This window comes from Cronobacter dublinensis subsp. dublinensis LMG 23823, from assembly GCF_001277235.1.
GTDB classification, from domain to species: Bacteria; Pseudomonadota; Gammaproteobacteria; order Enterobacterales; family Enterobacteriaceae; genus Cronobacter; species Cronobacter dublinensis.
This window is the reverse complement of the sequence record NZ_CP012266.1, coordinates 1797171-1823823: the sequence shown is the minus strand read 5'-3', so window position 1 is coordinate 1823823 and position 26653 is coordinate 1797171. Positions and strand designations below refer to the sequence as shown.

Below are 26653 nucleotides of genomic sequence, written 5' to 3'. Positions count from 1 at the left end.
GTTTATGCACAACGAAAGCTATCCTATGCAAAAGAAATCGATCTACGTTGCCTATACCGGCGGCACCATCGGTATGCAGCGCTCCGAACACGGCTATATCCCCGTTTCCGGCCATCTCCAGCAGCAGCTGGCGCAGATGCCGGAATTCCACCGCCCCGAAATGCCGGATTTCACCATCCATGAATATGCGCCCCTGATGGACTCCTCCGATATGACGCCGCAGGACTGGCTGCATATCGCAGACGATATCAAGGCGCATTACGATGAGTATGACGGCTTCGTGATCCTGCACGGCACCGACACGATGGCGTTCACCGCCTCGGCACTGTCGTTTATGCTGGAGAACCTGAGCAAGCCGGTGATTGTGACCGGCTCGCAGATCCCGCTGGCGGAGCTGCGCTCCGACGGCCAGATCAACCTGCTGAACTCGCTCTATGTCGCGGCGAACTATCCGATTAGCGAAGTGACGCTGTTTTTCAATAACCGACTTTATCGCGGCAACCGCACCACCAAAGCGCACGCCGACGGCTTCGACGCTTTCGCCTCCCCTAACCTGCCGCCGCTGCTCGAAGCGGGTATTCATATTCGCCGCCTGAATACGCCGCCAGCTCCGCACGGCCACGGCGAGCTGCGCGTACATCCGATCACGCCGCAGCCTATCGGCGTGGTGACGATTTATCCGGGCATCTCCGCCGACGTGGTGCGCAACTTTCTGCGCCAGCCGGTACGGGCGCTTATCCTGCGCTCCTACGGCGTAGGCAACGCGCCGCAGAACGGCGAATTTCTGGAAGAGCTTAAAGAGGCGTGCTCGCGCGGGATTGTAGTGGTCAACCTGACGCAGTGTATGTCCGGCAAAGTGAACATGGGCGGCTACGCCACCGGTAACGCGCTGGCGCACGCGGGCGTTATCAGTGGGTTCGACATGACCGTCGAGGCGACGCTGACCAAACTGCATTATCTGTTAAGTCAGGGGCTGGAGCCGCAGGCGATCCGCGAGGCGATGATGCGTAACCTGCGCGGCGAACTGACCCCGGACGAATAAGGAGCTTTTCATGACTTCACGCGCCCTGCTGCTGGTCGATTTGCAAAACGATTTTTGCGCCGGCGGCGCGCTGGCGGTCGCGGAAGGCGATAGCACGGTGGATATCGCCAACGCGATGATTGGGTGGTGCCAGCCGCGCGGCGTGCCGGTGCTGGCAAGCCAGGACTGGCATCCGGCCGGACACGGCAGCTTCGCCTCGGCGCAGCACGCCGAGCCGTTCACGCAAGGCACGCTCGACGGCCTGCCGCAGACCTGGTGGCCCGATCACTGCATTCAGCAGAGCGACGGCGCCGCGCTGCATCCGCTGCTCAACGATAAAGCGATTGAACAGCGCTTTTATAAAGGGGAAAACCCAACTATCGACAGCTACAGCGCGTTTTTCGATAACGGGCATCGTCAGAAAACGCCGCTGGATGCGTGGCTACGCGCGCATGGCGTGGATGAGCTTATCGTGATGGGGCTTGCGACCGATTACTGTGTGAAATACACCGTGCTGGACGCGCTGAACCTCGGGTATACGGTGAACGTCATTACCGACGGCTGTCGGGGCGTTAACCTGACGCCGCAGGCCAGTATGCTGGCGTTTCAGGAGATGGCGGCGAGCGGCGCCACGCTGTTCACGCTGGACGACTGGCGCGAAACGCAGGCGTAATCCGTGTAAGCCCTTTAAAGACAAAGGCCGCAGCGTTATCTGCGGCCTTTTTTTACGGCGTCAGCACGCTTCAGCTTATTGCGGTTTCAGCGTCGCGATGGGCTGTGACTGAATGCCGAATTCTGCCTTGAGCTGTTGCTTGCTTTTCATCACCAGCTGACCGTCGGTGCCGATGGTCATGTGCTGCGGATTGGTGTTGTGGCGCATCTGCCAGAGCATTACCAGTTGCAGACTGTTCTCTTTCTGCTCCGGCGTTAACGCCACGCCATCGGGCCATTTCCCGAGTTCCACGGCGGTCGCGAGGCGCTCATACACTTCCGGCGTCATGCTGCTAATCAGGTCTTCAAGGTTCATCAGAACACGCTCCACTGGAATAATTTGCTGAATCGATTCTTCAGCCTTTGATCTGCTCGCCGTCGTCCTCGTCGGTGAAGCTGAGCGAGGCGGAATTGACACAGTAGCGCTCGCCAGTCGGCTGCGGGCCATCCGGGAACACGTGGCCCAGATGCGCGTCGCAGCTGCCGCAGCGGATCTCAATGCGCTGCATGCCGTGCGAGTAGTCGTTGAGATAACGGATAGCCTCTTCGCTCACCGGCTCGTAAAAGCTCGGCCAGCCGCAGCCGGAATCGTATTTGGTTTGCGAATTAAACAGCGGCGCATCGCACACCAGACAGTGGTAGACGCCATCACGTTTGTTATGCAGCAGACGCCCGGTAAACGGCGGTTCGGTGCCGTGATTCTGGGTGACGTAAAACTGCATTTCCGTCAGGGTATGTTTTAAATCGTCCTGGGAGTTTTGATTGGCCATAAGGTGACATCTCGGGGAGGTTTAAGCAGTTACATTACCTGCAATATTCTAACAAAACATTAACAGTAGCGTGCAGACTTTTGGTCTAAACTTAGCACTGAAAATGCAGCGGACAGGCAAATGTGACTCGCGTCACACTTTTATTTTCGACGCCCTTTTAAATTCCTGGCAGCGTCCCCATCTGGACATAAGCCCAAAAGGAAAATCAGGCCAGTCAGTCGTGCAAAGCTTGTCCATAGGATTGATTTGTCGCAATGATTGACACGATTCCGCTTGACGCTGCGTAAGGTTTTTGTAATTTTACAGCCAACCTTTTATTCACTAACAAATAGCTGGTGGAATATATGACTATCAAAGTAGGTATCAACGGTTTTGGCCGTATCGGTCGCATTGTTTTCCGTGCTGCTCAGAAACGTTCTGACATCGAGATCGTTGCAATCAACGACCTGTTAGACGCTGACTACATGGCCTACATGCTGAAGTATGACTCTACTCACGGTCGTTTCGACGGTACCGTTGAAGTTAAAGACGGTCATCTGATCGTTAACGGTAAAAAAATCCGCGTTACCGCTGAAAAAGACCCGGCTAACCTGAAGTGGGACGAAGTGGGCGTGGACGTAGTTGCTGAAGCAACTGGTATCTTCCTGACCGACGAAACCGCACGTAAACACATCACCGCTGGCGCGAAAAAAGTTGTTCTGACTGGCCCGTCTAAAGACAACACCCCGATGTTCGTTCGTGGCGCTAACTTTGATAAATATGAAGGCCAGGATATCGTTTCCAACGCATCCTGCACCACCAACTGCCTGGCACCGCTGGCGAAAGTTATCAACGACAACTTCGGCATCATCGAAGGTCTGATGACCACCGTTCACGCAACCACCGCAACTCAGAAAACCGTTGACGGCCCGTCTCACAAAGACTGGCGCGGCGGCCGCGGCGCAGCGCAGAACATCATCCCGTCCTCTACCGGCGCTGCTAAAGCTGTAGGTAAAGTCCTGCCGGAACTGAACGGCAAACTGACGGGTATGGCGTTCCGCGTTCCGACCCCGAACGTCTCTGTTGTTGACCTGACCGTTCGCCTGGAAAAAGCAGCGACCTACGAGCAGATCAAAGCTGCTATCAAGAAAGCCGCTGACGGCGAGATGAAAGGCGTTCTGGGTTATACCGAAGATGACGTGGTTTCCACCGACTTCAACGGCGAAATCTGCACTTCCGTGTTCGATGCTAAAGCAGGTATCGCACTGAACGACAACTTTGTGAAACTGGTTTCCTGGTACGACAACGAAACTGGCTACTCCAACAAAGTTCTGGACCTGATCGCTCACATCTCCAAATAAGTGAGATGGGTTTCTGATCTTAAGGGCGACTTCGGTCGCCCTTTTTATTTGGCTTTAAAGACAGAGGATTGCCAGAAATGATTAACACGATTTTTGCCCTGCCGGTGTCTGAACAGTTAACCCCTTACCTTTCCCGCCGTCAGCATGACGAGCTGGATATCGTGGTCGTCGACCATCCGCAGGTTCGCGCCGCGGTGGCGCTGCAGGGCGCGCATCTGCTCTGCTGGAAGCCTGCCGGTGAACAAGATGTCCTGTGGCTGAGCGACAACACCCCGTTTAAAAAAGGCGTCGCGCTGCGCGGTGGCGTGCCCATCTGCTGGCCGTGGTTCGGTCCGTCGGCGCAAAAAGATCTGCCTTCCCACGGCTTCGCGCGCAATCTGCCGTGGACGTTAAGCGCCCATAACGAAGACGATAACGGCGTGGTGCTGACGTTTGAACTGCACGCCAGCGACGCGAGCCGCCAGTACTGGCCGCACGACTTCACGCTGTATGCGCGCTACAAGCTTGGCAAAACCTGCGAAATGGAACTGGAAGCGCACGGCGAGTTTGAAACTACCTCCGCGCTGCACACCTATTTCAACGTGGGCGATATCGCTGACGTCAAAGTGAGCGGTCTTGGCGATACCTACCTCGATAAAGTCAACGGCGGCGAACAGGGCACGCTGAAAGACGGCGTCCAGGCCTTCCCGGACCGCACCGATCGCGTCTACCTGAACCCGGAAGGCTGCAGCCTGATCCACGACGGCGCACTCAACCGCACCATTGAAGTCGTGCATCATCACAACAGCAACGTGGTGGGCTGGAATCCGGGCCCGGCGCTCTCCGTGAGCATGGGCGATATGCCGGATGACGGCTACAAAACCTTTGTCTGCGTCGAAACCGCTTGTGTGACCACCCCGCAGAAAACGCGCGAAGACCAACCGTCTCGCCTCTCCCAGACGCTGCGCGTCGTGAAGAAAGCCTGATAACGCACGGCCCCGTTCACGGGGCCATTTTCTGCCCGCGCGTTGTCGCCCCGCCCTCACCTGTTATTTCGCTACACATCTCGCCATAAAAAAGGGCGCACATGGCGCCCCGCGAAAGAGTATCAGCGGATCAGAACGTATACGTTACGCCCGTCGACAGCAGCGCAGACCAGGAACGGTCCACCATCGGGCTGTCTTTCGCTTCGTCGCTCAGATGGGTGTAACGGCCGCTGCCGTAAACGCTCCAGCTGTCAGAGAGACGATAGGTGGCGGTCAGCTCCGCATACGGCGCCCAGCCGTCATCCGCATCGTAACGGCTCAGGCCGCTGCGGCGCGACTCTTTGCCACTCACGCCATAGTAGTAATCGTTCTGGTTTTCGCTGCTCCACTCCACGCCGATACCTGGGATAAGCGTCAGGCCGCCGTTGGTGTAGCGATAGAGCCAGCCCAGATCCCACACGACGCCGTTGCTGTTATCCAGCGTGTCGACCGCGAGAGAGGTGCGCAGGAAACCGTATTCAGTGTTGTGCACGTAAGAGAGACCCGCCATCAGCGTGGACTTACGCTCATCCAGACGGCGTAACGCGCGGCTGTCACTGTCGCCTGGTTTGAAATGTAACGGCGAGTAGTACGCCATAATGGAGAGCTTATCGGCAGTGTCGTTCCACAGGTAGTAACCGGCGCCCAGGCCGCGTACCCAGAAGTTATCACCTTCATAGTTGACGACCGGCAGCGGATAAACGTCTTTATCGTACTGCTTATACGGGTTCACCACCCATCCTGCACCCGCACCCACTGACAGTTTTCCTTCTGCGTGTGCAACGGTAGCGGCTGAAGCCATGAGGGCACCCAGTGCCAGAAATTTGAATGTGCTCACAGTGCATCAAGTCCTTTAGTCAAATGATCAGCTCGCGAAGTGTAACCGCCTCGCCCACTTTACCCCAAATTTTTTCGCATATCTTTACATCACCCGATCGCGCAGCCTCGCATTTCTGCGTGACAGCAGCCTTGCAATTTTATGACTTTGTGGTGAATCCGCGTCTTGCTCGTTAATGCGCCAGCAGAAACAACGGGATGAGTGCTTGATAAATCACTGGATCCCTGAAATGGCGGCATGCAAGATTTTCAAATGCCATCTACGCTTAAAAATAAGAAGGTGCATTACCCTGACCGCAGTAGCACAGTGCAACGCGCAATAAATGCATCAGTTGGCATTAGGGTTGCTGTACTCAGAATACGTCTTCCGGGAGCCTCCACTATTCATATGAACGGCTCTTTAACCTGTGCTAAAAAACGAAAGGACGGCATGCCATGAATATATTCGATCACTATCGCCAGCGCTATGAAGCTGCCAAGGACGAAGAGTTCACACTGCAGGAATTTCTTACCGTTTGCCGGCAGGATCGCAGTGCTTATGCCAACGCGGCAGAACGGCTATTGATGGCCATCGGTGAGCCAGTGATGGTGGATACTGCCCAGGAGCCACGGCTTTCCCGTCTCTTTTCGAACCGGGTAGTCGCCCGGTACCCGGCGTTTGAGGAATTCTATGGCATGGAAGAGGCTATCGAGCAGATTGTGTCGTATCTGAAACATGCGGCGCAGGGTCTGGAAGAGAAAAAACAGATCCTCTATCTGCTGGGCCCGGTGGGCGGTGGTAAATCGTCGCTGGCCGAGCGGCTGAAATCGCTGATGCAGCGCGTGCCGATTTATGTGCTGAGCGCCAACGGCGAGCGCAGTCCGGTTAACGACCATCCGCTGTGCCTCTTTAACCCGCAGGAAGACGCGCAAATTCTGGAAAAAGAGTACAACGTGCCGCGCCGTTATCTCGGCACGATTATGTCGCCGTGGGCCGCGAAACGCCTGCATGAGTTTGGCGGCGACATCACCAAATTCCGCGTCGTTAAAGTCTGGCCGTCCATTCTTGAGCAAATTGCTATCGCCAAAACCGAGCCGGGCGATGAAAACAACCAGGATATCTCGGCGCTGGTCGGTAAAGTTGATATCCGCAAGCTTGAGCATCACGCGCAAAACGATCCGGACGCCTACGGCTACTCCGGCGCCCTCTGCCGCGCCAACCAGGGCGTGATGGAATTCGTCGAGATGTTCAAAGCGCCCATTAAAGTGCTGCATCCGCTGCTCACCGCGACGCAGGAAGGGAACTATAATGGCACGGAAGGCATCTCCGCGCTGCCCTTTAACGGCATTATTCTCGCGCACTCCAACGAATCGGAATGGGTGACTTTCCGCAACAACAAAAACAACGAGGCGTTCCTTGACCGTGTTTATATCGTCAAGGTGCCCTACTGCCTGCGTATCTCGGAAGAGATCAAAATCTACGAGAAACTGCTTAACCACAGCGAGCTGTCGCATGCGCCATGCGCGCCAGGCACGCTGGAAACCCTGGCCCGATTCTCGATTCTTTCGCGCCTGAAAGAGCCGGAAAACTCCAGTATCTATTCAAAAATGCGCGTCTATGACGGCGAAAGCCTGAAAGACACCGACCCGAAAGCGAAATCCTATCAGGAGTATCGCGACTACGCGGGAGTCGATGAGGGCATGAACGGGCTCTCGACCCGTTTCGCGTTCAAGATCCTCTCGCGGGTTTTCAACTTCGATCATACCGAAGTGGCCGCCAACCCGGTGCACCTCTTCTATGTGCTGGAACAGCAGATCGAGCGCGAGCAGTTCCCGCAGGAGAGCGCCGAGCGCTATCTCGAATTCCTCAAAGGTTATCTGATCCCGAAATACGCCGAGTTTATTGGCAAAGAGATCCAGACGGCCTATCTGGAGTCCTACTCCGAATATGGCCAGAACATCTTTGACCGCTATGTCACCTATGCGGACTTCTGGATCCAGGATCAGGAGTATCGCGACCCGGATACCGGTCAGCTGTTCGACCGCGAATCGCTCAACGCCGAGCTTGAGAAAATCGAGAAACCGGCGGGCATCAGCAACCCGAAAGATTTTCGTAACGAAATCGTCAACTTCGTGCTGCGTGCGCGCGCTAACATTAATGGTCGCAATCCAAACTGGACCAGCTATGAGAAGCTGCGCACGGTAATTGAGAAGAAAATGTTCTCCAACACCGAGGAGCTGCTGCCGGTCATCTCCTTTAATGCTAAAACCTCCACGGACGAGCAGAAGAAACACGATGATTTTGTCGATCGCATGATGGAAAAAGGCTATACCCGCAAGCAGGTACGTCTGCTGTGCGAATGGTATCTGCGCGTGCGTAAATCGTCATAAAAAGCATCGCCCGGCGGCGTTCGCGCAGCCGGGCCTACAACGAAGCGAACCGTTGCCGGGTGCAGGCGCATCCGGCAAAACTGGCGCACAGAAAGTTGGTAAATGCAGTACGGGGGGGCATATGACCTGGTTCATAGACCGACGTCTTAACGGCAAAAACAAGAGCACGGTGAACCGCCAGCGCTTCTTGCGCCGTTACAAAGCACAAATCAAACAGTCGATTTCCGAGGCCATCAATAAACGCTCGGTGACCGACATCCAGAGCGGCGAATCCGTTTCCATTCCAAACGACGATATCAGCGAACCGATGTTTCATCAGGGGCGCGGCGGGCAGCGCCATCGCGTCCATCCGGGTAACGACCATTTCGTCCAGAACGATCGCATCGAGCGCCCGCAGGGCGGCGGCGGCGGATCAGGCAGCGGTCAGGGCCAGGCGAGCGCCGACGGCGAAGGCCAGGATGAATTTGTTTTCCAGATCTCCAAAGATGAATATCTCGACCTGTTATTTGAAGATCTCGCCCTGCCGAATCTGAAAAAGAACCAGCATCGGCAGCTGAATGAATATAAAAACCATCGCTCCGGCTACACCTCGAATGGGGTGCCCGCCAACATCAGCGTCGTGCGCTCGCTGCAAAATTCCCTGGCGCGCCGCACTGCCATGACCGCAGGCAAACGCCGGGCGCTGCGCGAGCTGGAGGCGAGCCTTGATGAAGCGCTGAAAAGCGAACCGGCGCAACTGCTGGAAGAGGAGCGTCTGCGCAGAGAGATAGCCGAACTGCGCGCCAAAATCGAACGCGTGCCGTTTATCGACACCTTCGATCTGCGCTACAAAAACTTTGAAAAACGCCCGGAGCCCTCAAGCCAGGCGGTGATGTTCTGTCTGATGGACGTTTCCGGCTCGATGGATCAGGCCACCAAAGATATGGCCAAGCGCTTTTATATTCTGCTCTATCTGTTCCTGAGCCGAACCTATAAAAACGTCGATGTCGTGTATATCCGCCACCACACCCAGGCCAAAGAGGTGGACGAGCACGAGTTTTTCTATTCGCAGGAGACCGGCGGGACGATTGTTTCCAGCGCCCTCAAGCTGATGGATGAAGTTGTGAAAGCACGCTACGACCCGGCGCAGTGGAATATCTACGCTGCGCAGGCGTCCGATGGCGATAACTGGGCGGACGATTCACCGCTGTGTCACGAAATACTGGCGAAGAAAATTCTGCCGGTAGTGCGTTATTACAGTTATATCGAAATCACGCGCCGTGCCCATCAAACGTTGTGGCGTGAATATGAAGATTTGCAGGCCACGTATGAGAATTTCGCTATGCAGCATATTCGCGATCAGGATGACATCTATCCGGTATTCCGCGAACTGTTTCATAAACAGGCCAGCGAAAACTGGAGCTAACTTTTGGGCCGACGCTGTCGGCCCCGTTATTTTTACGATTACCATAAATTAAAGCCACACTTAACTTTTATGTCAGCCCTGCTTAATTAAATAGCCATTTTCGTCCATACTATTTAGTAACACACCACCTCAGCATTAATAACCCTACAGATTTTACTTACAGCCGGTTCGCTATCAGTTATAGTGAGCGGCATTAAATAAGAACGACGCGGCGCCGTCGCAGGACCACCGTGAATCATGTCGAACAAGGTCTTCTTGGGCTTGAATAAAAATTCGGGGATGGCGGGGACAATCATCGCCAGCATATTTGCCGTCCTGGCTGTTGCGCAAATCCTCTTCTGGCGGATGGAAGCGAGCAGAATAAACGATTATAGCCAGGCGGTGCTGGCGCGTAGCGTAGCGCTGCTCCAGCAGGCAAATGATATTGCCAACCGTGAAGCGAAAATGACGCATTATTCGACGTGCGGCGAAGCCGATCTCAATGCGTTGCGCACGCTGATGTGGAATTATCAGCTCATTAAGGATGTCGGTCGCACCAGCGCCCACGGGATTTTATGCTCTGCCCTTTGGGGGCGTCTTCCCATTGCCCAGCCGCTAACTGCGACGGAAAGTTTTGTCGGCCGCAACGGCGCCCGCTGGTTATTAAATCTGCCGTTAACCGATACCATTAACGTCAGCGCCTGGTGGCGTAACGATCTGCTGGTGATATTTTCTCCTTTCATTTTTACCCGCTTTGAAAAAGATGCCGCCACGGCGCACTACAGCGCCATCATCACCAATACGCAGCACGATCATCGGTGGTTTACGCTCGGCCCCACCCAGGCGCTATTAAACGAAGGGGACACCACGTCCCATTACGCCTGGTATTTTATTACCCGCGAACAGTGTAATCGCCAATACGATCTCTGCGTGATTGCCGGTACGCACCCTTATGGCTTACTTCAGGCGAGCTGGTATACGCTCGCGCTGCTCATCGTGCTGGGTCTGGCGCTGGGCATTTCCGTTTGCGCCGGTCTCGCGCTTTATCGCCGGAAAAAAGCCTCTTTACGCACCCGGCTGGAAAACGCCTTAAAAAACGGCGAGATGCGGGTGGTCTACCAGCCGATTTATGAAATAGAAACCGGCCGGATGAAAGGCATGGAGGCGCTGCTGCGCTGGTATGATAATAATGGCGAGACGATTTCCCCGGATGTCTTTATTCCTCTTGCGGAAAAAGAGGGGCTGATGGGAAAAATCACCGAGTTTGTGACCATGCAGGCCGTGAGTGAAACCGCAGAATTATTGACCCGCTACGACCTCACGCTCAGTATTAATATCAGCCTTACCGACCTCTTCTCTCACCATTATCTTGATTTTCTGACGCAGCTTACGCAAAAAATCGACCTGGCCCCCAGCCGAATTATGCTCGAAATAACGGAGCGGGAAAACGCGACGCTGGCGCACATGGAAGCGGCAATATTATTATTTAAGCGACACGGATTTCTGATTGCGCTTGATGATTTCGGCACCGGTTATTCGACAATCTCCTGGCTGTCGCGCCTGCCTATTGATGAAGTGAAAGTCGACAAAAGCATTACTGATGCCATTGGCACGCCGACACTCAATAAAACGCTGCTGGTCAATTTAATTTTGATGTTGAAGGCAATGCCGCAGCAGATCGTATTTGAAGGGCTGGAACAGCGGTTGCAGGTCGATTATTTACAGGATAATTTTCCGGGGTGTTACGGTCAGGGCTGGTGGTTTTCGCGTCCTGTCGACTGCCAGGCGCTGCGCTTATTACTGACGATGCAGGCAAAATAAAACAGCAGCCCTGAGGCTGCTGTATCACAGATAAATTCAGCAAGCGAAACTATTTACGTCCACCGCTGTGGCTGTTCTGGCCGCCTTTTTTACCTGCTTCGGAAGCACGCTCCGGGTCATTTTTAAAATTCCCGCCGCTCTGCTGCCCGCCTTTTTTACCCGCTTCAGATGCTTTTTCACGATCTTCGGCAAAATTGCCGGAACCACCACGATGTTCTGCCATAACAACCTCCGGGTTTGGGTTTGTGTTACCAGAAAAAACGTTACTACAGTAAAAGCACTGTTAAAATCACTTCGCCTGTCGAAGACAGCATTACGCTCACCGAACAGGGCGCGCCTCCTTGCATTTTCTTTCGCAAACGTCGCGCAATCTGGGTTATTCCCGCCTGCGCCCCGATTGAGAAACTGATTCGCCTCGTCACGGCATAGTGCTTATTTAGCCGCCATGCGAATAATCATTATCCGCTTTATTACGACCGCTGCATTCATAAGGCACTCTTATGACCTTAATACACCTTTGCAAAGTAAGCCAAACGACAACACTGAATCTTTTTCGTATATCTGCGTCAGGTGGTTTATTTCCCTTGAGTTTATTTTGTGTAAATTTCCTGCGTTGCAAAATAAGCGAAGCGTCAGTATGGTGGAAAGTTCACGATATAAACGAGGCGAGACAGATGAAAGGTATAGATATTCACCAGCAACTGGTGGATTTACTGACCGCGGGCCAGGCGCGGTTTCGCGTAATGGAACATGAAGCGATGGGCAAATGCGAGGCAGTGTCAGAAATTCGCGGCACGCAACTCAGTCAGGGCGCCAAAGCGCTGGTCTGTAAGGTGAAGGGCAACGGCGTCAAACAGGTTGTGTCGGCGGTACTGGGGGCGGACCTCCAGGCCGACCTGTCACTGCTGGCGCAGCATCTTGGCGGCACGAAAGCGTCGCTCGCGAGCCCGGCGGAAGTCGATGAACTCACCCGCTGCGTCTTCGGAGCTATCCCGCCGTTCAGTTTTCACCCCTCGCTCCGGCTCGTCGCCGACCCGCTGCTTTTCGAGCGTCACGATGAAATCGCGTTTAACGCCGGTCTGCTCGAAAAATCGATTATCATGGACACCGCTGACTATCTGCGTCTGGCGAAACCCACGCAGATTGCGTTTCACCGCGCGGCGTCTACCAGCGCTTCTCAAGAAACCGCACCGCAATAATCAGCGTGGCGGCGGTGGCGAAAAAGAAGGTCGTTATCCAGAGCGCGTCGGGCGACAGCAGATCGTTCATCGTTTCTCCGGGTCTTACGTCGTCATCGGGGGATGCTGCATTCACTGTTACCGGCTTTTGATTGCAAAATAATGACAACGGTCCGGTGCAGTTCTTTTCTGACAAGGAGCTTTCGATGTTCGATATCACGCTGCTTATCCTGCTGGCGCTGGCCGGGCTAGGGTTTGTCAGCCACAACATGGCGGTAACGGTCTCGGTGCTGGTGCTGGTGCTGATTGTTATCCGGATGACGCCGCTCAGCGCGTGGTTTCCGTGGGTGGAAAAACAGGGCGTCACCGTCGGCATCATTATTCTGACTATCAGCGTGATGGCGCCCATCGCCAGCGGCACCCTGCCCACCTCCACGCTGTTTCACGCTTTCCTGAACTGGAAATCGCTGGTGGCTATCGCAGTCGGCATTTTTGTCTCCTTGCTTGGCGGCAAGGGCGTGGCGCTGATGGGCAGCCAGCCGTCGATTGTGGCGGGTCTTCTGGTCGGCACCGTGCTCGGCGTGGCGCTTTTTCGCGGCGTGCCGGTCGGGCCGCTGATTGCCGCGGGCCTGGTGTCGCTGCTGATTGGCCGCCAGTAGCCATGTGTTTTACCCTGTGCTTTTCATTTGCTGTTTTCGCGCGTCGTCACACCGCCGCGCGTCCATAAGGATTTTATGACTCACCTGACCTCCGATCGTCGGGGCGGCTGGCTGCTGCTGGCAGGACTTCTGACCATTGCCACCACGCTGCGCGTCACGTTCACCGGCACCGCGCCGCTGCTGGACGCCATTCGCCTCGACTTCACGCTCTCAACCGCGGCGACCGGGCTTCTCACCACGCTGCCGCTGCTCGCCTTCGCGCTGGTATCGCCGCTGGCGGCCGGTAGCGCGCGGCGCTTTGGCATGGAGCGCAGCCTTTGCGGCGCGCTGCTGTTTATTTGCGCCGGTATCGCCCTGCGCTCGTCGGGCGGCGCGGCGGCGCTGTTCGCGGGCACCGCGCTTATCGGCTGCGGCATCGCTTTTGGCAACGTCCTGCTACCTGGCATGATCAAGCGCGATTTTCCAGGCCAGGTGGCGAAACTCACCGGCGCTTATTCCCTGACGATGGGACTTGCGGCGGCCGCGGGCTCGGCGCTGGTGGTGCCGGTCGCGGCTGCAAGCGGCGGCTGGCGCGGCGCGCTGCTGGCGCTGATGGTCTTTCCGATGCTGGCGCTGCTGCTCTGGCTCCCACAGCTGCGCGCGCATCGCGGTGACGCCATCGGCGGCGCGGCGCGACAAAGCCGCGGCATCTGGCGCTCAGCGCTCGCCTGGCAGGTGACGCTGTTTCTCGGCGTCAACTCGCTCATTTATTACATCGTCATCGGCTGGCTGCCGTCGATTCTGATAAGCAGCGGCTATAGCGAGGCGCAGGCGGGGTCGCTGCACGGCCTGATGCAGCTCGCCACTGCCGTGCCGGGCATTGCGGTGCCGCTGTTGCTGGCAAAACTGCGGGATCAGCGCGCGATTGCCGTCCTGACGGCGCTGCTCTGTGCGCTAAGCCCAGTTGGGCTTTGGCTCTTTCCTGCGCAGGCGGCGTGGTGGGTGGTGATTTTCGGCTTCGGTTCGGGTGCTACGATGATCCTCGGCCTGACGTTTATTGGCCTGCGCGCCAGCTCCGCGCATCAGGCGGCGGCGCTTTCCGGTATGGCGCAGTCGGTGGGGTATCTGCTGGCGGCATGCGGGCCTCCGGTAATCGGCAGACTCCACGATCTGTTACAGAGCTGGAGCCTGCCGCTGCTGGCATGCGCCGCGCTGGCGGTCGTGATGGCCGTCGCGGGCGGGTTTGCCGGGCGCGCACGGGAAATCGGCGCGCCTTAGCGGTTTAGCGACGCGCGGCGCGCAGGAATTCACGCACCAGCGGCACCGGTCGTCCGTCGAGCGCGGCGCGCTCATGCTGGAACAGCGTCGCCACAAAGAACGGGTGCGTGGTGAGCTCCACCGCGCGCACGTCGCCGTCGTCATCCCAGCCGGTCACTTTCAGCGCGTCCGCGCTCAGCGCCTCAACGAATTCCGGCGACACGCCGAAGTTACAGCGATACGCCTCTTTAATTTCCTGCCGCCCGTAAGCGCGCGCGATAAGCGTATGCGGGCGCAGTTCCACGTCGCCGGTTTGCTCCACCAGCGAACAGCTGAGCGGCGAAATCACCAGTCTGCCGCCCTGCGCCGTTTCACCGTGGCCAGCGTCTTCCCAGCCCAGGACGTTGCGGGCATATTCAATCACGGCATGCTGGAAACCGCCGCAGGTGCCGAGAAACGGGATGGCGTTTTCACGAGCGTAACGAATGGCGATAAACGCGCCGTCTTCATTTTCATAGGGGCTGCCGGGAACGACCCAGATGGCGTCATAGCCCACCAGATCTTCCGCGCTGGCGATGTCTTTGGTCGGGAGCCAGTCGTAATCGGCGGTAAGCTCCAGCACGGCGGCGGCGTCGTCAATCGCGAGCGGGATAGCCTGGTGCGCGACAGTGTCGGCGTGATAGTCGCCAACCAGCGCGATTCGCAGTGTGGTCGTGAGTGGAGAGGGTTCCATGAGGGTTTCCTTATGCCTGAACGAATTGAGCACAACATAAGGAACATCAGCATACCGATCTGCGCGCCCGCTAACAACACTAAAAATCAGCGGGGAGATGCACGCTATTTTGCGAGACGTCTCGGGCAATCGCGCCCTGTGGTTTGCCTCATCAGCGCGCCAGATGGATAATTCGCACAGCGATAACCACAAGCAGGAGGCAATGATGATTACGCTAAAACGCGTTTATGACGAGCCGGACGCGCAGGACGGCTACCGGGTACTGGTGGACCGGCTCTGGCCGCGCGGCATCAAAAAAACCGATCTGCCGTTAGACGAATGGAACAAAACGCTGGCACCTTCAGCCGCGCTTCGCAAGGAATTACACAGCGAGGTTATCGACTTCGCCCACTTCAGCGAGCGCTACCGTGAGGAGCTGGCCGCGCGACAGGACGAAGGCGCGCGGCTGGCGGCTATCGCCCAGGGTGGCACGCTGACGTTGCTGTATGGCGCTAAAGACAGGCAGCAGAACCACGCGCAGGTGCTGGCGGCGTGGCTACGGGAGTGAACAGCGGGCGGGCGTAAAACGTCTTAATCGAGCAGCAGCGCCGTCTCTTCGAGCGGCAGCAGTTCGCCGTCAAGCGGCATCAGATGTTCGGCGCGAACAAACGCGAAACCGGTCTGTCCGTCTGCGGCGACAACATCGCCCGTCACCAGCCATAGCGGGCGAGCGCAGGCCAGCGGCAGCTCGGTCATAAAGCCCGTGACCGGGTTAATAAAGCGCTCGCCTGGCTTACAGAGGCTGAAGAGCTCAACCGATTTACCGATGTTTCCCCGTCCGGCGGTGGTACGGGCGCCGATGATAATGGCGAGAGCGCCTGGCTTGAGTTGTTGCATGGGGTCTTTCCGCGTTCGCAATACAGTAAAAGAAACGCCCAGATCAGAACATTCTTATGTCGCGATGTAAAGATTTCTGGATCAAAAAATCGTGCGATTTACGTGCGAATCTCTCTTTTTCTTCGTTTCGCGCCTTCGTTATGCTTCTGTGGGGCTCGTGACGCCCCGCAGAATCACCCTCCCGGCACTCTCCGCCTGCGCGCCTCATGCGGCTTGTAGCATCACAAAACGCCGTACCGCGAGTGCCCTGCCCGCATCAGTACCGCACCCGCAAACATGTTTCCTGCCCGTGCGCCGCCCCCCTGGAATTCGCCTGATTAGTCTGTATTGAGGTGCCGTTTAGAAACCCATCGCGCGAGGTCGATATACTTCGGCGATTCGCGTATTTAAGGTTTTTCTTATGTCGGTCATCACCCCTCACGCCGCCGGGACCCCGCGCAGCGGTATGGATCTTATGAAAGCCCTCTCTACTGGCACGCTGATGCCAGGCGGGTTATGGGCGAAAAAAAGCTATCGGCTTAAATTCGCGCTGCGCAGCTGCCTGTACCTGCCCGCCACGCTGCGCTTTATGGGTTCGCTGGCCGCCAACCCGCGCTTTGAGCAACTGCTGAGCGTACAGAACACGCTGCCGGGTAAAATTCATCGCCTCTATTTGCGCCTCGGCCTGAGCGCCAGCGAGCGCGCCAGCGCTATCATCAACCACTACCAGTTTGTCAGCGAACAGGCCCCGCCGCGTCTGGCTGACGCGCTGTGCGCCACGCGCCCGCAGCCGCTGTTTCAGCTGGCGGCGAAAGACAAACAGGTCGTCATCAGCATTTCTTCGGCCCACAAAGCCGAGCGCGAAGGCGAAAGCACGCTGTGGCTGCACTGCGATGACGTGCTGCTGGCAAGCCTCACCTTCAGCGTCGTGCGCGACGCCACGGGCTACGGCATTGCTATCGGCGGCCTGCAGGGCCCGCGCCGCAGCGTGCCGCACGAAGCCATCCGCGACGCCACCAAAGCCTGTTACGGCGTCTTCCCGAAACGCCTGCTGATGGAAGTGCTGTGGCTGATGGCAGGACAGTTCGGCATGACCCACTTCGAGGCGGTAAGCAACGACGGCCACGTATTCCGCGGGCTGCGCTACCGCTTCAGCAAGGGGCGGCATTTCTTCGCAAGCTACGATGAGTTCTGGGAGTCCATCGGCGGCGAACGTCGCGGTGCGCGGTATTTCGCCCTGCCGCTTGTGGCCGCACGCAAACCGCTGGAAGAGGTCGCCAGCAAAAAACGCTCCGAATACCGCAAGCGCTACGAGCTGCTGGATTCGCTGGCGGAGCAGTGGCGCGAACTGAACGCGCAGTAATGCTCAGGCGGCCTTCGGGCCGCTTTTTTATGGCGATCCCCCCGAGTTTGCGCAGCTTACCCTTCGGCTTGCGTATTGATAGACTGCGGCAGGTTTTGCATCGCTGATAAGGAAAACGCATGGCACAACAGGCTTTCGACTGGCAGTCGCTTGAAGACGCCGCCGTCACGATGATGGTCGCGGCCGTTCGCGACGTGCATCAACAGCACCCTCAGGAGCGTCTGTACGGCGCCACCTTCCATGCTTTCTATGACGACGGGGCTGTCATCTACTGGCCCTGCATCGCGGTGGGTACGGAGGAGAGCCTCGCGCGGCGCGTGGCGGAATATCAGGCGCAGGGCGATACCGCATCGACAGAATCGCTGACTGAGAGCCTGCGCTGGTCTTCGGCGGACCTGCCTTACAACATCGAACCGGATGAGCACGCCGAACGCCTGGCGCTCGATTGCTGTGATTTCGCGGCGCGCGACGGCACGTTTTCCGTGTGGGAGAAAACCTGTGAGTACTTTATGCGCCGCTTTCCGAAGGCCGCTAAAAAAGCGCGCCAGCAGCTGATCCGTGAAGGGGTGGTGGATAAAAATTTTATTATTATCGCCGAAGATGAAGCGGGAGAGCTTATCCCGTTAAGCCTCACCCGCGCGCAGCTGCTGCGCCATTTCCCGCACTATGACGCCGACGAAAAAGAGCGCCGCCGTCTGACCGCGCTGCCCCTCGACCAGCAGCTCAGCGAGCTGGTGCCGCTGGCGCTCGGTGTCGTGCGGGGCACGCTGTATGAAGGATACGAAGAACTGCTGAAAGCTATCGGGCGCCCTGCCGTCGCCCCGCTCGCGGCGGTGGTACGCGGCGACGCGCCAGGCGATCGCTGGCTCGCCAGCAAACTGATCGCCGAGATTAACGACGCTACCGATGAGGCCATCGCCGCGCTCTGCGGGCTGCTGGATGAGGAGCGCGCGGACAACTGCGATCGCGCCTGGGCGGCCTGCGCACTCGCGCGGCTTGGCAATATGGCGGCTATCGTCGCACGTGTTCCCGGACTGCCACTGGATATTGCCGCCGCCGGGCTCGCGGCACCGTATCGCAGTTTTCGCGATGACGGACGTTTTTTGCCGCTCGACTACCGCCCGCTCGAAGCGGCCCTGGAACAGCACCCGCAGCTTGAAGCCGCCGTGGCGCATGAGCTCCAGCCAGGACGCGGTTATTGTCACCTGACGCCAGATGAAATTCCGGCCGCCCGCGCCGGATTGACCTCACCCGTAGCGCTGATCCGCGCGCATGCGCAGGCGGTGCTGGAAGAGGCAGAAGATAAGCTTCGCTGATCCCTTCGCGCATAAAAAAACCGCCTGGCGGCGGTTTTTTTTATTTAGCATCATCTTCCGAGCGGTACGGTCCTTTTTCGTCGTCATCGCTGTCGTCGCGCTTACGCGTGACTTCCCCTTCCGGGCCCGGCGTGCCGCCCCCCTGCTCTTCAGCCTGTAAGCGGAAAGCCTGCTCTTTTTGCGATTCGCCGAAGTATCCGAAACCAAAAAACATGATGACCTCCTGTATCCATCAGTGTTAACACATTAAGTGTAGCTGACCAGAAAGCCTTCGCAGGCGCTCCACGCTTACCGTCTGTCTGAAAAGCACGGGCTTCGCGATGCGCGATGCCTGGCCGTTACATGCCTGCCGCTTTGTCGAGCACGCGCTGGATAGCCGACGAGAGCTCGTTGATTTCAAACTTCGCCACGTAGCCATCCGCGCCGACTTTACGCACGTGATCTTCGTTCGCGCTGCCGGAAAGCGAGGAGTGGATAACCACCGGGATTTTCTTCAGGTTCGCGTCCATCTTGATGTTACGCGTCAGCGTAAAACCGTCCATTTCCGGCATTTCGAGGTCGGTTAGCACCATCGCGATTTTATCGGTGATCGACTGTCCTTCCGCCTGCGCCTCTTTCGCCATCAGCTTGATCTTCTCCCAGGCTTCGAGGCCCGTGGTGTGCATGATGGCCGGGATGCCCATACTTTTAAGCCCGTGCTCCAGCATCGAGCGCGCCACTTTGGAGTCTTCCGCGACGATAGCGACCGCGCCCGGCTTCAGTTTGAAGCTGCGCTCCTGGACCACCGTGTTCGGCTGGCCGTCGCGCACGGACGGGATGATGTCATACAGGATCTGTTCAACGTCGAGCACCAGCGCCAGCTCGTTGCTCTGGTTGTCGCTGTCGAGCCGCGCAATGCTGGTGATGTTGCGGGAGCTGACGCCCGACTCCGCCGTATGCACCTGGCTCCAGTCGAGACGAATAATGTTTTCGACGGATTCAACCGCGAACGCCTGGGTGCTGCGCGCATACTCGGTTACCAGCAGCAGATTAAGGCCGGTAGTAGGCTTGCAACCCGTCACCGCAGGCAGGTCGACCACCGGAATGATCTGACCGCGAATATTCGCCATACCGAGCAGCGGCGCCTGCATGCCTGCCGCTTTGGTGATGGTTGGCATCGGCACGATTTCGCGCAGTTTGAATACGTTGATGCCATACAGCTCAGGTTTTTCCTCTTCGCTCGCAGAGCCCAGCCGGAAGAGCAGCAGTTCGAATTTGTTCGATAAAGCGAGATTCGCCCTCTCATCAATATCTTTCTGGAAGTTATCCATATTTGCCTCAAAGGTACGTGGGTGGTGGCTCATGCTGCGAAAAGGACAACACGCTGGTGCCTGGTTTCAGGCAAGCCGCGCGCCTGAATTTGCTTTAAATCGTTATCGGCAGCTTTTGGAAAAAATAGAGGGCACAGAAAGCGACAAAATGTCGATGAGGCGTAAAAAAGGAGAGCGAGCGCAAAAAATAAGAACGCCGCCCGCAGGCGGCACTGGAATAACAGCGAAAAAAAGGTGGTTTATGGCGCCTTATGCCATGCATCGCGCAGGGACTCCCGCCCACGCTGCTCCTCTTTTTCAGGAAGATCGTCCTCCTCCCACGGGTTGATGATATCCGGCGCGTCTTCCGGTAACCCGTGATGCTCATTATCATCCGCAAGCGGTCTGTCAGGATGGCGTTGGTCAGACATTTTTCTTTCCTCTTATCCTCGGGAGACAGGAAAAGTGTAGCCTGGCCTGCGCGCGGCGGACGCTTTTCTGCCTCTTCCCCCTCGCCAACGCCGTGCCAAGCGGCTAAAGTGAAACTTAGCGCCGACGCACTCACCAGAAGAGGTACAAATGACGGGCTCGATTGACGAAATTATTGAAAAACTTCAGACGCGCATCCTGGCGTACGAAATTCTGTTCCAGTCATTGCTGGAAGAAGTACCTTCTGTACTGAAAGAGCGCGTGGTCGACAATGCGCGCCACCACTTTGCAGGCCTTGAAGCGGGCGTCAACAGTGACCCGGAGCGGGCGCAAAAAATAACCGCCGCGCGCGCCGTGGTAGAGCAGTTGTTAGCCCGCAAGCACTGATCGCCGCATCAGAGCCTGAACGCGACGCCCCGGCGTCGCGTTTTCTTTCAAACCGGTTTGCGAGCCCTGCCGCCAAACGTGTGCAAGTCAGGCATTACCAGAACGGCATGGCTTCGCGCTCTGATAAGGTCGGGCTGAGGCAAGCCCTCTCGCTCGTGCTACATCACCGGGTGACTGGCCGCGAAAAACCAAAAGAAAAAGCCCGCAAGCGGGCTTTTTTTACGTAATCAGGGATTAGCGATGCGTATTCGTTTCTGAGTGGCTCATCGCATAACTGTCATAACGTTCGACATTGCCTGCCAGCATCACGGCCTTGCAAAATATGCATTTTGCGCCGTGCGGGTTTTTATCGGTCACGTCGAAACGGGAAATCCGGTACTGCGAGCCATGACACGCAGGACATCTGAAATGCAAACCTGCAGCGATCATGTTGTCTTTAAAGCGCCACCACGTTCACGGCTGACGGGCCTTTAGCGCCGTTTTCAACCGAGAATTCAACCTGCTGCCCTTCGGTCAGCGAACGATAATTATCGCCCTGGATTGCGGAGAAATGGACAAACACATCTTTGCTGCCATCTGCCGGCGCGATAAAACCAAAACCTTTATCCGCGTTAAACCATTTCACTGAACCATTCATTCTGTTAGCCATACTATTACCTTTATACTTGAGCCTTACGGCGAAAAATGGTTTGAAGAACAGAAAATTCAGTGCTTAAGAGGAAACTCAACAGAAGAGATATCGAAGATAACATCTGGAAATGAGCACAACTGAAGCGGAGGGTTTATCACAACCACCGCACACGGATTCTGCATATCAAACCGAGGAGTCCATTAACGCATGCCCGGAATTTTTAAGCAAGCAATACTCGGTCTTTTACAAAACTATATAATTAAATGACGCAGCGCATTTCGCTAGTGCATTATTGCGCTTACCGCCAGTGCCGTTTGAAAATAAATTACCCGATATCTTTTAAACCGTACGAGAAGCTTTTTATGTTTATGCAAAAATATATTCTCCTGCGGGTTTGCTCATTTCCTTCCCACGTTATATCGCTTCGTCAGGCCTTGTGAAAGAGTAAAAACCGGCGCGACACGTGCACCGCCCGCGAAATATTGTTAAGGTTTATCTCAGATCAACACGAAAAGAGGTAAGGATGAACGCGTTTGTCAGACCCACACTGACGCTCCCCCACCAGGAACAAAAACTGCTGCTGCACTCCTGCTGCGCGCCCTGCTCAGGCGAAGTCATGGAGGCGCTCCAGGCATCGGGTATCGATTACACCATCTTTTTCTATAATCCAAATATTCATCCCCAGAAGGAATATCTGCTGCGCAAAGAGGAAAATATCCGCTTTGCTGAACAACACGGCATTCCTTTTGTGGACGCAGATTACGACACCGATAACTGGTTCGAGCGTGCAAAAGGCATGGAGTGGGAGCCGGAGCGCGGCGTGCGCTGCACCATGTGCTTTGATATGCGCTTCGAGCGCACCGCGCTTTATGCTTATGAAAACGGTTTTAAAGTGATCAGTAGTTCGCTCGGTATTTCCCGCTGGAAGAACATGCAGCAAATTAATGATTGCGGGCATCGCGCCGCGGCGCCTTATGAAGGCATGGTCTACTGGGATTATAACTGGCGCAAACAGGGCGGCTCGGCGCGCATGATTGAAATCAGCAAGCGCGAGCGCTTTTATCAGCAGGAATATTGCGGTTGCGTCTATTCGCTGCGTGATTCCAATCTGCACCGTAAATCTCAGGGCCGACCGCTTATTAAAATCGGCACGCTCTATTATGGCGATGATGAGTCTTAAGCGGTTTGTTTGCCGTTAAGACGTTACGCACCGCGAGACCCGGCCCGGTATCAGACCGGGCTTATTGTTAATCGCCGCCGCAACTGCCTGAATCGCCTCCCGAGCCGCTGTCCGAACTGCAATTGTCGGAATAACTGCCGTGATGCGACGAGTGTGAATGCGTCGTGGTGGTGTCGCCAGACGTCGCGTGGTGGTTCATCGGGTGGTGCGTGGTGTCGGTATAATAGCTCGTATCGCCATTATGCCCGTGCGGCGCGGTGGTGAAGAGCCAGATGAGCGATTTTATGGCGTGCAGTACGACAGGAATACCGACCAGCGCCTGAATCACACGCGTCGCAGAAAACGAGGTCAGTATTATCTGATCCGCCGTGACATACTCAATAAGCGGTGTGAAGGCCATTATCTGTAGGAGGGCAAACCATGCGCCCAGCAGCAGGCAGTACATCAGCGCGCTGCACATAATGAACTTCACCAGCTGTTTAATCGTCAGCCGGTAGCCCCAGCGAAACGTATTTTTAAGCCAGGTCAGGTAGCCGCTTTTCATCCTTGTCACTCCTTTCTGATTTACGCCTGGTATAAGAATACCGGCGCTGCCCGCACAAATTAAGCTACCAGAATGAACATCACCCCTGTGTGTCGTAGCCCTACGGTTCGCCGGATAAAAAACGCGCAGCCACCAAATAAAAACACGAAATTGCGGGCTATTGCGCCAGGAAGTGTGTAAGGTGCCCCCTTCTCCCATTAAAGAAGATACTTATGGCTATTCATAAAAGAAAATCGCAAGACAGTTACCTAAGCCGCGTTACCTGCCCGAAGTGCAGCGAGAAATCTGAACACAGCTCCGCCCGCGTCAACAAGAAAAAAACGCTCATCTGCCCCACCTGCAACCATTTATTCGTTTCTGCGCCAACCCCAGCGAATTAAAATAAATTTCTGTTTCTGCGTTCCCGCAGCCGGTTAAAAGCGCCGGCCAGTCATGGTGCTTTTAATTAGCCTGAAACACGCGGCATCCTGTTGCTCAAATAACACGCTATTCGTTGCCCAGGTTTTATCCTGCGCCTGCGTATTGCCGTGCCCGTTATGCATCCGTCACCTTGCGGTGCCTTCTGCGCAAAGACCATGCGCAAACCACAGGGTTAAACCCGAGCTTACCCGCCCTCACCTGCCGAACAAGACGCCACAAAAACCTGTTACCTTTTTGCCTTTCTGCCCGGTATGATTCTGTTCAGTTGAGACGGTTCTCAGGTACGTAATAATACTTGCGACCGCACAAGCAAAAGCAGCTGATTCGATTAACAGGAGCGTTCAGAATGGGCATTGTTAAGCCAGAAGACATGGATGATATCTACCGAGTGATAGGCAAGGCGGTGTCACGACTGATAGCATCAGGAATACCTGTAGAGACCGATAATATTATCGCCCAGCTCAAAGATTCCGAAGAGCAGACGGTGGACGGCACCCGGCAAATATACGCTGAGGCGATTCGGTTAGTGGCGAGTGGCGTGGGCGGCGACATGCAACAATGGCTGTCCTGACGTCACATGCGCCAACGCGTCTCGCGCGGTAGTGAGGATCGTCTGACGGGCAATACATTTTGCCCGTTATCCGTCCCGCCCGTTGAGCTGTCGCCGTTGACGTGTTGCAAAAACACAACCGGGTATTTCTGCCTGGTTGTGTACACAAAGGAACTGAACCCTGGACACGCGTTTATCCAGACAATGTAGCGGTAGCGTGTGCCCACAGAGAGTAAAAATGAAAGATATTTTAGGTTTTTCAGGCGTCTTTTTATTACTGGCCGCAATCATCTTTTTTTGCAGATGGTTTTTCAACTCGATGCGCCAGGCAAAAAAAATCGTCGCCGAGGATAACGGCATGATGAAAATATCGTGCAATCCTTCCATTTTCGCCCGATTTGCCAAAAAAGAAGAGTACTTCTATGACAGCGAATATTTATACCAGGTGAAAAATGGTATTACGACGGCTAAAGTCCCTTTTTCAGACATTGTGCAAGTGAAGCCGGGTTACACCGTGCTTAATAACCGACGCAAATGGTCGGTGTTCTACCTTAAAGATGCCCAGAAAAAAGAGTTTCAGTTTTATCATAACATCACCTTTTTCAACCATAACTTCGCGGGTTTTATACTGACTGTACAAGAAGCCAACCCGGCGGCTGACGTCAAAGCGTTATCGGGGTTTAACTGGTGAATCATTCATATACCTATTTTCAGGAGGAAACAGATGCCAAAGTTTAAAAATTGTTTGATGGATACACTTTATTATGATGAGGCACCGTGGGTGGATTATCCTTGCGAAGTCAGTATTGAGGATGGTCTGATTGCTGTCGAATACGTCACCGAAGAGGGAAGATTTGTGTATAGCGGACATGAACAGACACCTGGGGTGTATATCCTGAAGGGCAATGACGATTGCGATGCAACACTCTACTGGTCAGATAAAACCCGAGTCATGTATGGCGGTTGGGTCAGTCAGGGTTATCGCGGCCTGTGGAAGATAACACTCGGCACTCCGACACCAGCCAACGTTGCATAACGTAACGTCCTTGCTGCTATTATCAGACCGTCAAAAAGATGGTGTGAGCAACGCATCATAAAATGAGGCTGTATTTGTCATAAAAAATACGACAAAGCGGTTAGAATACAGCCCTTTTATAATTTATCTTAGCGGTGACAAATACCCGACGTAGTTAATAGCGCCTTTTATATTTTTAACAATAAGGTCAGCCGCTTCGAACCAATGCATATGACGCAGCAGTAGATTTAGAAATTCATTACATCTGATTGGATTTAAAAGCTTTCATGCTTAATAAGCATCTAAACTTATTATTTTTACCTTCGCCATAACTCGTTGATTGTTTATAGTTTACGTAGAGTTTTGATAACTATTTCAAGGCTAAATGGAGGTTCGCTTGAGCACGTCCCTTTCATAATGCACTCATTATTCCAAAAGCGGACGCTCTTAAGCTTATGCTGTATAAATTAACTAAGAACAGACGCTATATTTTGTCTTGATTGACGCGGGATGAAAGCGCCTGATGGCTCTCTTTTCGTTCGCTATAGCGATCACCAAGATAATCAGCTTGCCCCTTGAGCAGCAGCGTAATTTTAAACAGTTCCTCAGCAACATCGACGATACGGTCATACCAGGGCGAAGGTTTCATCCGTCCGTTCTCATCAAATTCCTGCCATGCTTTCGCCACAGAGGACTGGTTAGGGATTGTGAACATCCGCATCCACCGGCCCAAAATGCGCATCTGGTTCACCGCATTAAACGACTGCGAACCGCCGCAAACCTGCATTACCGCAAGTGTTTTGCCCTGCGAAGGGCGAACCGCGCCTTCACTTAATGGTATCCAGTCAATCTGCGCCTTCATAACTGCGCTCATAGCCCCGTGCCGTTCCGGAGAACTCCACACCATCCCGTCACACCACCTGACCAGGCCGCGTAGCTCGGTGACTTTAGGGTGCGTGTCCGGCGCATCATCCGGCAGGGGTAAACCGGAGGGATTAAAGAGTTTTACCTCCGCGCCCATCGCCGCCAGCAGGCGACCAGCTTCTTGCGCGGCAAAACGGCTGTAGGATCGCTCTCTTACTGAGCCATACAGGATCAGGATCCGTGGCGGCTCCTGCAGGTGCAGGCGTTCCGTGATGTGTTGATCAAAGTATTCGGTGTTCAGGGCCGGAAATTGTTCCATCTTTCTCCTCCGGAGAGAACAGGTGATTTCAAAATAAATACATATGATTTAACATATATGTATTCTAAAGGGAACGGAGTTAAAAATGCTACAACCTGTTCAGCTTTTCAAAATCCTGTCAGATGAAACACGGCTTGCCATTGTCATGCTTCTCCGGGAGTCCGGTGAACTGTGCGTCTGCGATATCTGCGCGGCCACCTGTGAATCGCAGCCCAAAATCTCGAGACATATGGCTATCCTTCGCGATGCTGGGCTGGTTCTTGACCGTCGTGAAGGCAAATGGATCCACTATCGTCTGTCACCCCATATACCGGCGTGGGCAGCTGAGACAATCACAACGTCCTGGCAGTGTATGCGGGAGGATGTGCGTGAATGGCTGGATAAATCAGCCTGCACCTCCTGCTGATGCAGGAAAACATATTTACAC

33 protein-coding genes are annotated in these 26653 nt (G+C 55.3%); 20 read left to right on the top strand and 13 right to left on the bottom strand.

Annotated features, from left to right (window positions below; translation table 11 throughout):
• Positions 1-25: 25 nt before the first annotated feature.
• Together ansA and pncA are read left to right on the top strand one after the other, a co-directional pair.
• Complete coding sequence (gene ansA, locus AFK67_RS08375) at positions 26-1042, top strand: asparaginase (protein ID WP_007724901.1); 1017 nt, start codon at positions 26-28, stop codon at positions 1040-1042.
• A gap of 10 nt (positions 1043-1052) precedes the next feature.
• Complete coding sequence (gene pncA / locus AFK67_RS08370; RefSeq protein ID WP_007724896.1) at positions 1053-1694, top strand: bifunctional nicotinamidase/pyrazinamidase; 642 nt, start codon at positions 1053-1055, stop codon at positions 1692-1694.
• 75 nt (positions 1695-1769) lie between these two features.
• Here pncA and AFK67_RS08365 read toward each other — a convergent pair whose 3' ends face one another.
• On the bottom strand, positions 1770-2048 hold the full coding sequence (locus AFK67_RS08365; RefSeq protein ID WP_007724893.1) for a YeaC family protein: 279 nt from the start codon (positions 2046-2048) through the stop codon (positions 1770-1772).
• 40 nt (positions 2049-2088) lie between these two features.
• Entirely contained in the window at positions 2089-2502 is a 414-nt protein-coding gene (gene msrB, locus AFK67_RS08360) for a peptide-methionine (R)-S-oxide reductase MsrB (protein ID WP_007724889.1), read from the bottom strand.
• A 344-nt stretch (positions 2503-2846) separates the two neighbouring features.
• On the opposite strand from msrB, the gene gapA reads away from it, so the two are divergent.
• Positions 2847-3842, top strand: coding sequence for a glyceraldehyde-3-phosphate dehydrogenase (gapA, locus tag AFK67_RS08355; RefSeq protein WP_007724885.1), 996 nt, complete (start codon positions 2847-2849; stop codon positions 3840-3842).
• A 77-nt stretch (positions 3843-3919) separates the two neighbouring features.
• Positions 3920-4807, top strand: a complete 888-nt coding sequence (locus AFK67_RS08350; protein ID WP_007724882.1) for a D-hexose-6-phosphate mutarotase — start codon at positions 3920-3922, stop codon at positions 4805-4807.
• A gap of 130 nt (positions 4808-4937) precedes the next feature.
• Here AFK67_RS08350 and AFK67_RS08345 read toward each other — a convergent pair whose 3' ends face one another.
• Positions 4938-5648, bottom strand: coding sequence for a MipA/OmpV family protein (locus AFK67_RS08345; RefSeq protein WP_202628426.1), 711 nt, complete (start codon positions 5646-5648; stop codon positions 4938-4940).
• Between the two features lie 470 nt (positions 5649-6118).
• Here AFK67_RS08345 and yeaG point away from each other — a divergent pair, with 470 nt between their 5' ends.
• From yeaG to AFK67_RS08325, 3 genes are all read left to right on the top strand, one after another.
• On the top strand, positions 6119-8053 hold the full coding sequence (yeaG, locus tag AFK67_RS08340) for a protein kinase YeaG (RefSeq protein WP_007724878.1): 1935 nt from the start codon (positions 6119-6121) through the stop codon (positions 8051-8053).
• Positions 8054-8174: 121 nt separating this feature from the next.
• Positions 8175-9458, top strand: coding sequence for a YeaH/YhbH family protein (locus tag AFK67_RS08335; protein WP_007724876.1), 1284 nt, complete (start codon positions 8175-8177; stop codon positions 9456-9458).
• Between the two features lie 279 nt (positions 9459-9737).
• Positions 9738-11258, top strand: a complete 1521-nt coding sequence (locus AFK67_RS08325) for an EAL domain-containing protein (RefSeq protein WP_007724872.1) — start codon at positions 9738-9740, stop codon at positions 11256-11258.
• Between the two features lie 49 nt (positions 11259-11307).
• Here AFK67_RS08325 and AFK67_RS21700 read toward each other — a convergent pair whose 3' ends face one another.
• A complete protein-coding gene (locus tag AFK67_RS21700) occupies positions 11308-11481 on the bottom strand; it encodes a con-10 family general stress protein (RefSeq protein ID WP_007696594.1) in 174 nt (57 codons plus the stop codon).
• Between the two features lie 451 nt (positions 11482-11932).
• Here AFK67_RS21700 and AFK67_RS08315 point away from each other — a divergent pair, with 451 nt between their 5' ends.
• The 3 genes from AFK67_RS08315 to AFK67_RS08300 all read left to right on the top strand — a co-directional run bounded on the left by AFK67_RS08315 (position 11933) and on the right by AFK67_RS08300 (position 14352).
• A complete protein-coding gene (locus AFK67_RS08315; RefSeq protein WP_007724866.1) occupies positions 11933-12457 on the top strand; it encodes a YbaK/prolyl-tRNA synthetase associated domain-containing protein in 525 nt (174 codons plus the stop codon).
• A 185-nt stretch (positions 12458-12642) separates the two neighbouring features.
• Positions 12643-13095 carry a DUF441 domain-containing protein gene (locus AFK67_RS08305; RefSeq protein ID WP_007724862.1) on the top strand — a complete coding sequence of 151 codons (453 nt, stop codon included), beginning with the start codon at positions 12643-12645 and terminating at the stop codon, positions 13093-13095.
• 75 nt (positions 13096-13170) lie between these two features.
• The gene (locus AFK67_RS08300) at positions 13171-14352 is read left to right on the top strand and encodes a CynX/NimT family MFS transporter (protein ID WP_038883837.1); all 1182 of its coding nucleotides are present in this window, start codon (positions 13171-13173) and stop codon (positions 14350-14352) included.
• A gap of 4 nt (positions 14353-14356) precedes the next feature.
• Here AFK67_RS08300 and AFK67_RS08295 read toward each other — a convergent pair whose 3' ends face one another.
• Complete coding sequence (locus AFK67_RS08295) at positions 14357-15064, bottom strand: CTP synthase C-terminal region-related (seleno)protein (protein ID WP_007711226.1); 708 nt, start codon at positions 15062-15064, stop codon at positions 14357-14359.
• 205 nt (positions 15065-15269) lie between these two features.
• On the opposite strand from AFK67_RS08295, the gene AFK67_RS08290 reads away from it, so the two are divergent.
• Complete coding sequence (locus AFK67_RS08290; RefSeq protein ID WP_032966315.1) at positions 15270-15611, top strand: DUF488 domain-containing protein; 342 nt, start codon at positions 15270-15272, stop codon at positions 15609-15611.
• Between the two features lie 23 nt (positions 15612-15634).
• On the opposite strand, the gene AFK67_RS08285 is transcribed toward AFK67_RS08290, so the two are convergent.
• Positions 15635-15940, bottom strand: coding sequence for a periplasmic protein (locus tag AFK67_RS08285; protein ID WP_007711232.1), 306 nt, complete (start codon positions 15938-15940; stop codon positions 15635-15637).
• Positions 15941-16340: 400 nt separating this feature from the next.
• Between AFK67_RS08285 and AFK67_RS08280 the strand changes: the two genes are divergently transcribed.
• Positions 16341-17282: a VirK/YbjX family protein gene (locus AFK67_RS08280; RefSeq protein ID WP_007711235.1), complete on the top strand. Its 942-nt coding sequence runs from the start codon at positions 16341-16343 to the stop codon at positions 17280-17282.
• 119 nt (positions 17283-17401) lie between these two features.
• Positions 17402-18598, top strand: a complete 1197-nt coding sequence (locus AFK67_RS08275) for a DUF4303 domain-containing protein (RefSeq protein ID WP_038883840.1) — start codon at positions 17402-17404, stop codon at positions 18596-18598.
• 40 nt (positions 18599-18638) lie between these two features.
• Here AFK67_RS08275 and AFK67_RS23175 read toward each other — a convergent pair whose 3' ends face one another.
• From AFK67_RS23175 to AFK67_RS23170, 3 genes are all read right to left on the bottom strand, one after another.
• Positions 18639-18812 (bottom strand): hypothetical protein, encoded by a 174-nt coding sequence (locus tag AFK67_RS23175; RefSeq protein WP_007670864.1) that lies wholly within the window; start codon positions 18810-18812, stop codon positions 18639-18641.
• Between the two features lie 124 nt (positions 18813-18936).
• On the bottom strand, positions 18937-19908 hold the full coding sequence (locus AFK67_RS08270; RefSeq protein WP_007711244.1) for a chemotaxis protein: 972 nt from the start codon (positions 19906-19908) through the stop codon (positions 18937-18939).
• Positions 19909-20147: 239 nt separating this feature from the next.
• Positions 20148-20318, bottom strand: coding sequence for a hypothetical protein (locus tag AFK67_RS23170; protein ID WP_007711245.1), 171 nt, complete (start codon positions 20316-20318; stop codon positions 20148-20150).
• Positions 20319-20466: 148 nt separating this feature from the next.
• Here AFK67_RS23170 and AFK67_RS08265 point away from each other — a divergent pair, with 148 nt between their 5' ends.
• Positions 20467-20703 (top strand): hypothetical protein, encoded by a 237-nt coding sequence (locus AFK67_RS08265; protein WP_007711246.1) that lies wholly within the window; start codon positions 20467-20469, stop codon positions 20701-20703.
• A gap of 234 nt (positions 20704-20937) precedes the next feature.
• Here the strand turns inward: AFK67_RS08265 and ymcF are convergent, their stop codons facing one another.
• Together ymcF and cspE are read right to left on the bottom strand one after the other, a co-directional pair.
• Positions 20938-21132, bottom strand: a complete 195-nt coding sequence (gene ymcF / locus AFK67_RS22775; RefSeq protein ID WP_071601102.1) for a cold shock small protein YmcF — start codon at positions 21130-21132, stop codon at positions 20938-20940.
• A 7-nt stretch (positions 21133-21139) separates the two neighbouring features.
• Positions 21140-21352: a transcription antiterminator/RNA stability regulator CspE gene (gene cspE / locus AFK67_RS08260; protein WP_007711250.1), complete on the bottom strand. Its 213-nt coding sequence runs from the start codon at positions 21350-21352 to the stop codon at positions 21140-21142.
• Positions 21353-21857: 505 nt separating this feature from the next.
• Between cspE and AFK67_RS08255 the strand changes: the two genes are divergently transcribed.
• The gene (locus tag AFK67_RS08255; protein ID WP_007711253.1) at positions 21858-22514 is read left to right on the top strand and encodes an epoxyqueuosine reductase QueH; all 657 of its coding nucleotides are present in this window, start codon (positions 21858-21860) and stop codon (positions 22512-22514) included.
• A 67-nt stretch (positions 22515-22581) separates the two neighbouring features.
• Here AFK67_RS08255 and AFK67_RS08250 read toward each other — a convergent pair whose 3' ends face one another.
• Complete coding sequence (locus tag AFK67_RS08250; protein ID WP_007711256.1) at positions 22582-23058, bottom strand: hypothetical protein; 477 nt, start codon at positions 23056-23058, stop codon at positions 22582-22584.
• A 212-nt stretch (positions 23059-23270) separates the two neighbouring features.
• Here AFK67_RS08250 and AFK67_RS23365 point away from each other — a divergent pair, with 212 nt between their 5' ends.
• The 4 genes from AFK67_RS23365 (at position 23271) to AFK67_RS08235 (ending at position 25064) form a co-directional block, all read left to right on the top strand.
• On the top strand, positions 23271-23438 hold the full coding sequence (locus tag AFK67_RS23365; protein WP_007747660.1) for a YnfU family zinc-binding protein: 168 nt from the start codon (positions 23271-23273) through the stop codon (positions 23436-23438).
• Positions 23439-23824: 386 nt separating this feature from the next.
• Positions 23825-24049 (top strand): hypothetical protein, encoded by a 225-nt coding sequence (locus tag AFK67_RS08245; protein WP_007711265.1) that lies wholly within the window; start codon positions 23825-23827, stop codon positions 24047-24049.
• A 217-nt stretch (positions 24050-24266) separates the two neighbouring features.
• Positions 24267-24719 (top strand): hypothetical protein, encoded by a 453-nt coding sequence (locus tag AFK67_RS08240; RefSeq protein ID WP_038883844.1) that lies wholly within the window; start codon positions 24267-24269, stop codon positions 24717-24719.
• A gap of 33 nt (positions 24720-24752) precedes the next feature.
• Positions 24753-25064, top strand: a complete 312-nt coding sequence (locus AFK67_RS08235; protein WP_032966320.1) for a hypothetical protein — start codon at positions 24753-24755, stop codon at positions 25062-25064.
• 463 nt (positions 25065-25527) lie between these two features.
• On the opposite strand, the gene arsH is transcribed toward AFK67_RS08235, so the two are convergent.
• Positions 25528-26226, bottom strand: a complete 699-nt coding sequence (gene arsH / locus AFK67_RS08230; protein ID WP_007711270.1) for an arsenical resistance protein ArsH — start codon at positions 26224-26226, stop codon at positions 25528-25530.
• Positions 26227-26311: 85 nt separating this feature from the next.
• Between arsH and AFK67_RS08225 the strand changes: the two genes are divergently transcribed.
• A complete protein-coding gene (locus AFK67_RS08225) occupies positions 26312-26632 on the top strand; it encodes a transcriptional regulator (protein WP_032966322.1) in 321 nt (106 codons plus the stop codon).
• Positions 26633-26653 lie beyond the last annotated feature (21 nt).

Coding starts and splice junctions, on each gene's coding strand:
- ansA (WP_007724901.1), top strand. CDS start 26: ATGCAAAAGAAATCGATCTACGTTGCCTATACCGGCGGCACCATCGGT.
- pncA (WP_007724896.1), top strand. CDS start 1,053: ATGACTTCACGCGCCCTGCTGCTGGTCGATTTGCAAAACGATTTTTGC.
- AFK67_RS08365 (WP_007724893.1), bottom strand. CDS start 2,048: ATGAACCTTGAAGACCTGATTAGCAGCATGACGCCGGAAGTGTATGAG.
- msrB (WP_007724889.1), bottom strand. CDS start 2,502: ATGGCCAATCAAAACTCCCAGGACGATTTAAAACATACCCTGACGGAA.
- gapA (WP_007724885.1), top strand. CDS start 2,847: ATGACTATCAAAGTAGGTATCAACGGTTTTGGCCGTATCGGTCGCATT.
- AFK67_RS08350 (WP_007724882.1), top strand. CDS start 3,920: ATGATTAACACGATTTTTGCCCTGCCGGTGTCTGAACAGTTAACCCCT.
- AFK67_RS08345 (WP_202628426.1), bottom strand. CDS start 5,648: ATGGCTTCAGCCGCTACCGTTGCACACGCAGAAGGAAAACTGTCAGTG.
- yeaG (WP_007724878.1), top strand. CDS start 6,119: ATGAATATATTCGATCACTATCGCCAGCGCTATGAAGCTGCCAAGGAC.
- AFK67_RS08335 (WP_007724876.1), top strand. CDS start 8,175: ATGACCTGGTTCATAGACCGACGTCTTAACGGCAAAAACAAGAGCACG.
- AFK67_RS08325 (WP_007724872.1), top strand. CDS start 9,738: ATGGCGGGGACAATCATCGCCAGCATATTTGCCGTCCTGGCTGTTGCG.
- AFK67_RS21700 (WP_007696594.1), bottom strand. CDS start 11,481: ATGGCAGAACATCGTGGTGGTTCCGGCAATTTTGCCGAAGATCGTGAA.
- AFK67_RS08315 (WP_007724866.1), top strand. CDS start 11,933: ATGAAAGGTATAGATATTCACCAGCAACTGGTGGATTTACTGACCGCG.
- AFK67_RS08305 (WP_007724862.1), top strand. CDS start 12,643: ATGTTCGATATCACGCTGCTTATCCTGCTGGCGCTGGCCGGGCTAGGG.
- AFK67_RS08300 (WP_038883837.1), top strand. CDS start 13,171: ATGACTCACCTGACCTCCGATCGTCGGGGCGGCTGGCTGCTGCTGGCA.
- AFK67_RS08295 (WP_007711226.1), bottom strand. CDS start 15,064: ATGGAACCCTCTCCACTCACGACCACACTGCGAATCGCGCTGGTTGGC.
- AFK67_RS08290 (WP_032966315.1), top strand. CDS start 15,270: ATGATTACGCTAAAACGCGTTTATGACGAGCCGGACGCGCAGGACGGC.
- AFK67_RS08285 (WP_007711232.1), bottom strand. CDS start 15,940: ATGCAACAACTCAAGCCAGGCGCTCTCGCCATTATCATCGGCGCCCGT.
- AFK67_RS08280 (WP_007711235.1), top strand. CDS start 16,341: ATGTCGGTCATCACCCCTCACGCCGCCGGGACCCCGCGCAGCGGTATG.
- AFK67_RS08275 (WP_038883840.1), top strand. CDS start 17,402: ATGGCACAACAGGCTTTCGACTGGCAGTCGCTTGAAGACGCCGCCGTC.
- AFK67_RS23175 (WP_007670864.1), bottom strand. CDS start 18,812: ATGTTTTTTGGTTTCGGATACTTCGGCGAATCGCAAAAAGAGCAGGCT.
- AFK67_RS08270 (WP_007711244.1), bottom strand. CDS start 19,908: ATGGATAACTTCCAGAAAGATATTGATGAGAGGGCGAATCTCGCTTTA.
- AFK67_RS23170 (WP_007711245.1), bottom strand. CDS start 20,318: ATGTCTGACCAACGCCATCCTGACAGACCGCTTGCGGATGATAATGAG.
- AFK67_RS08265 (WP_007711246.1), top strand. CDS start 20,467: ATGACGGGCTCGATTGACGAAATTATTGAAAAACTTCAGACGCGCATC.
- ymcF (WP_071601102.1), bottom strand. CDS start 21,132: ATGATCGCTGCAGGTTTGCATTTCAGATGTCCTGCGTGTCATGGCTCG.
- cspE (WP_007711250.1), bottom strand. CDS start 21,352: ATGGCTAACAGAATGAATGGTTCAGTGAAATGGTTTAACGCGGATAAA.
- AFK67_RS08255 (WP_007711253.1), top strand. CDS start 21,858: ATGAACGCGTTTGTCAGACCCACACTGACGCTCCCCCACCAGGAACAA.
- AFK67_RS08250 (WP_007711256.1), bottom strand. CDS start 23,058: ATGAAAAGCGGCTACCTGACCTGGCTTAAAAATACGTTTCGCTGGGGC.
- AFK67_RS23365 (WP_007747660.1), top strand. CDS start 23,271: ATGGCTATTCATAAAAGAAAATCGCAAGACAGTTACCTAAGCCGCGTT.
- AFK67_RS08245 (WP_007711265.1), top strand. CDS start 23,825: ATGGGCATTGTTAAGCCAGAAGACATGGATGATATCTACCGAGTGATA.
- AFK67_RS08240 (WP_038883844.1), top strand. CDS start 24,267: ATGAAAGATATTTTAGGTTTTTCAGGCGTCTTTTTATTACTGGCCGCA.
- AFK67_RS08235 (WP_032966320.1), top strand. CDS start 24,753: ATGCCAAAGTTTAAAAATTGTTTGATGGATACACTTTATTATGATGAG.
- arsH (WP_007711270.1), bottom strand. CDS start 26,226: ATGGAACAATTTCCGGCCCTGAACACCGAATACTTTGATCAACACATC.
- AFK67_RS08225 (WP_032966322.1), top strand. CDS start 26,312: ATGCTACAACCTGTTCAGCTTTTCAAAATCCTGTCAGATGAAACACGG.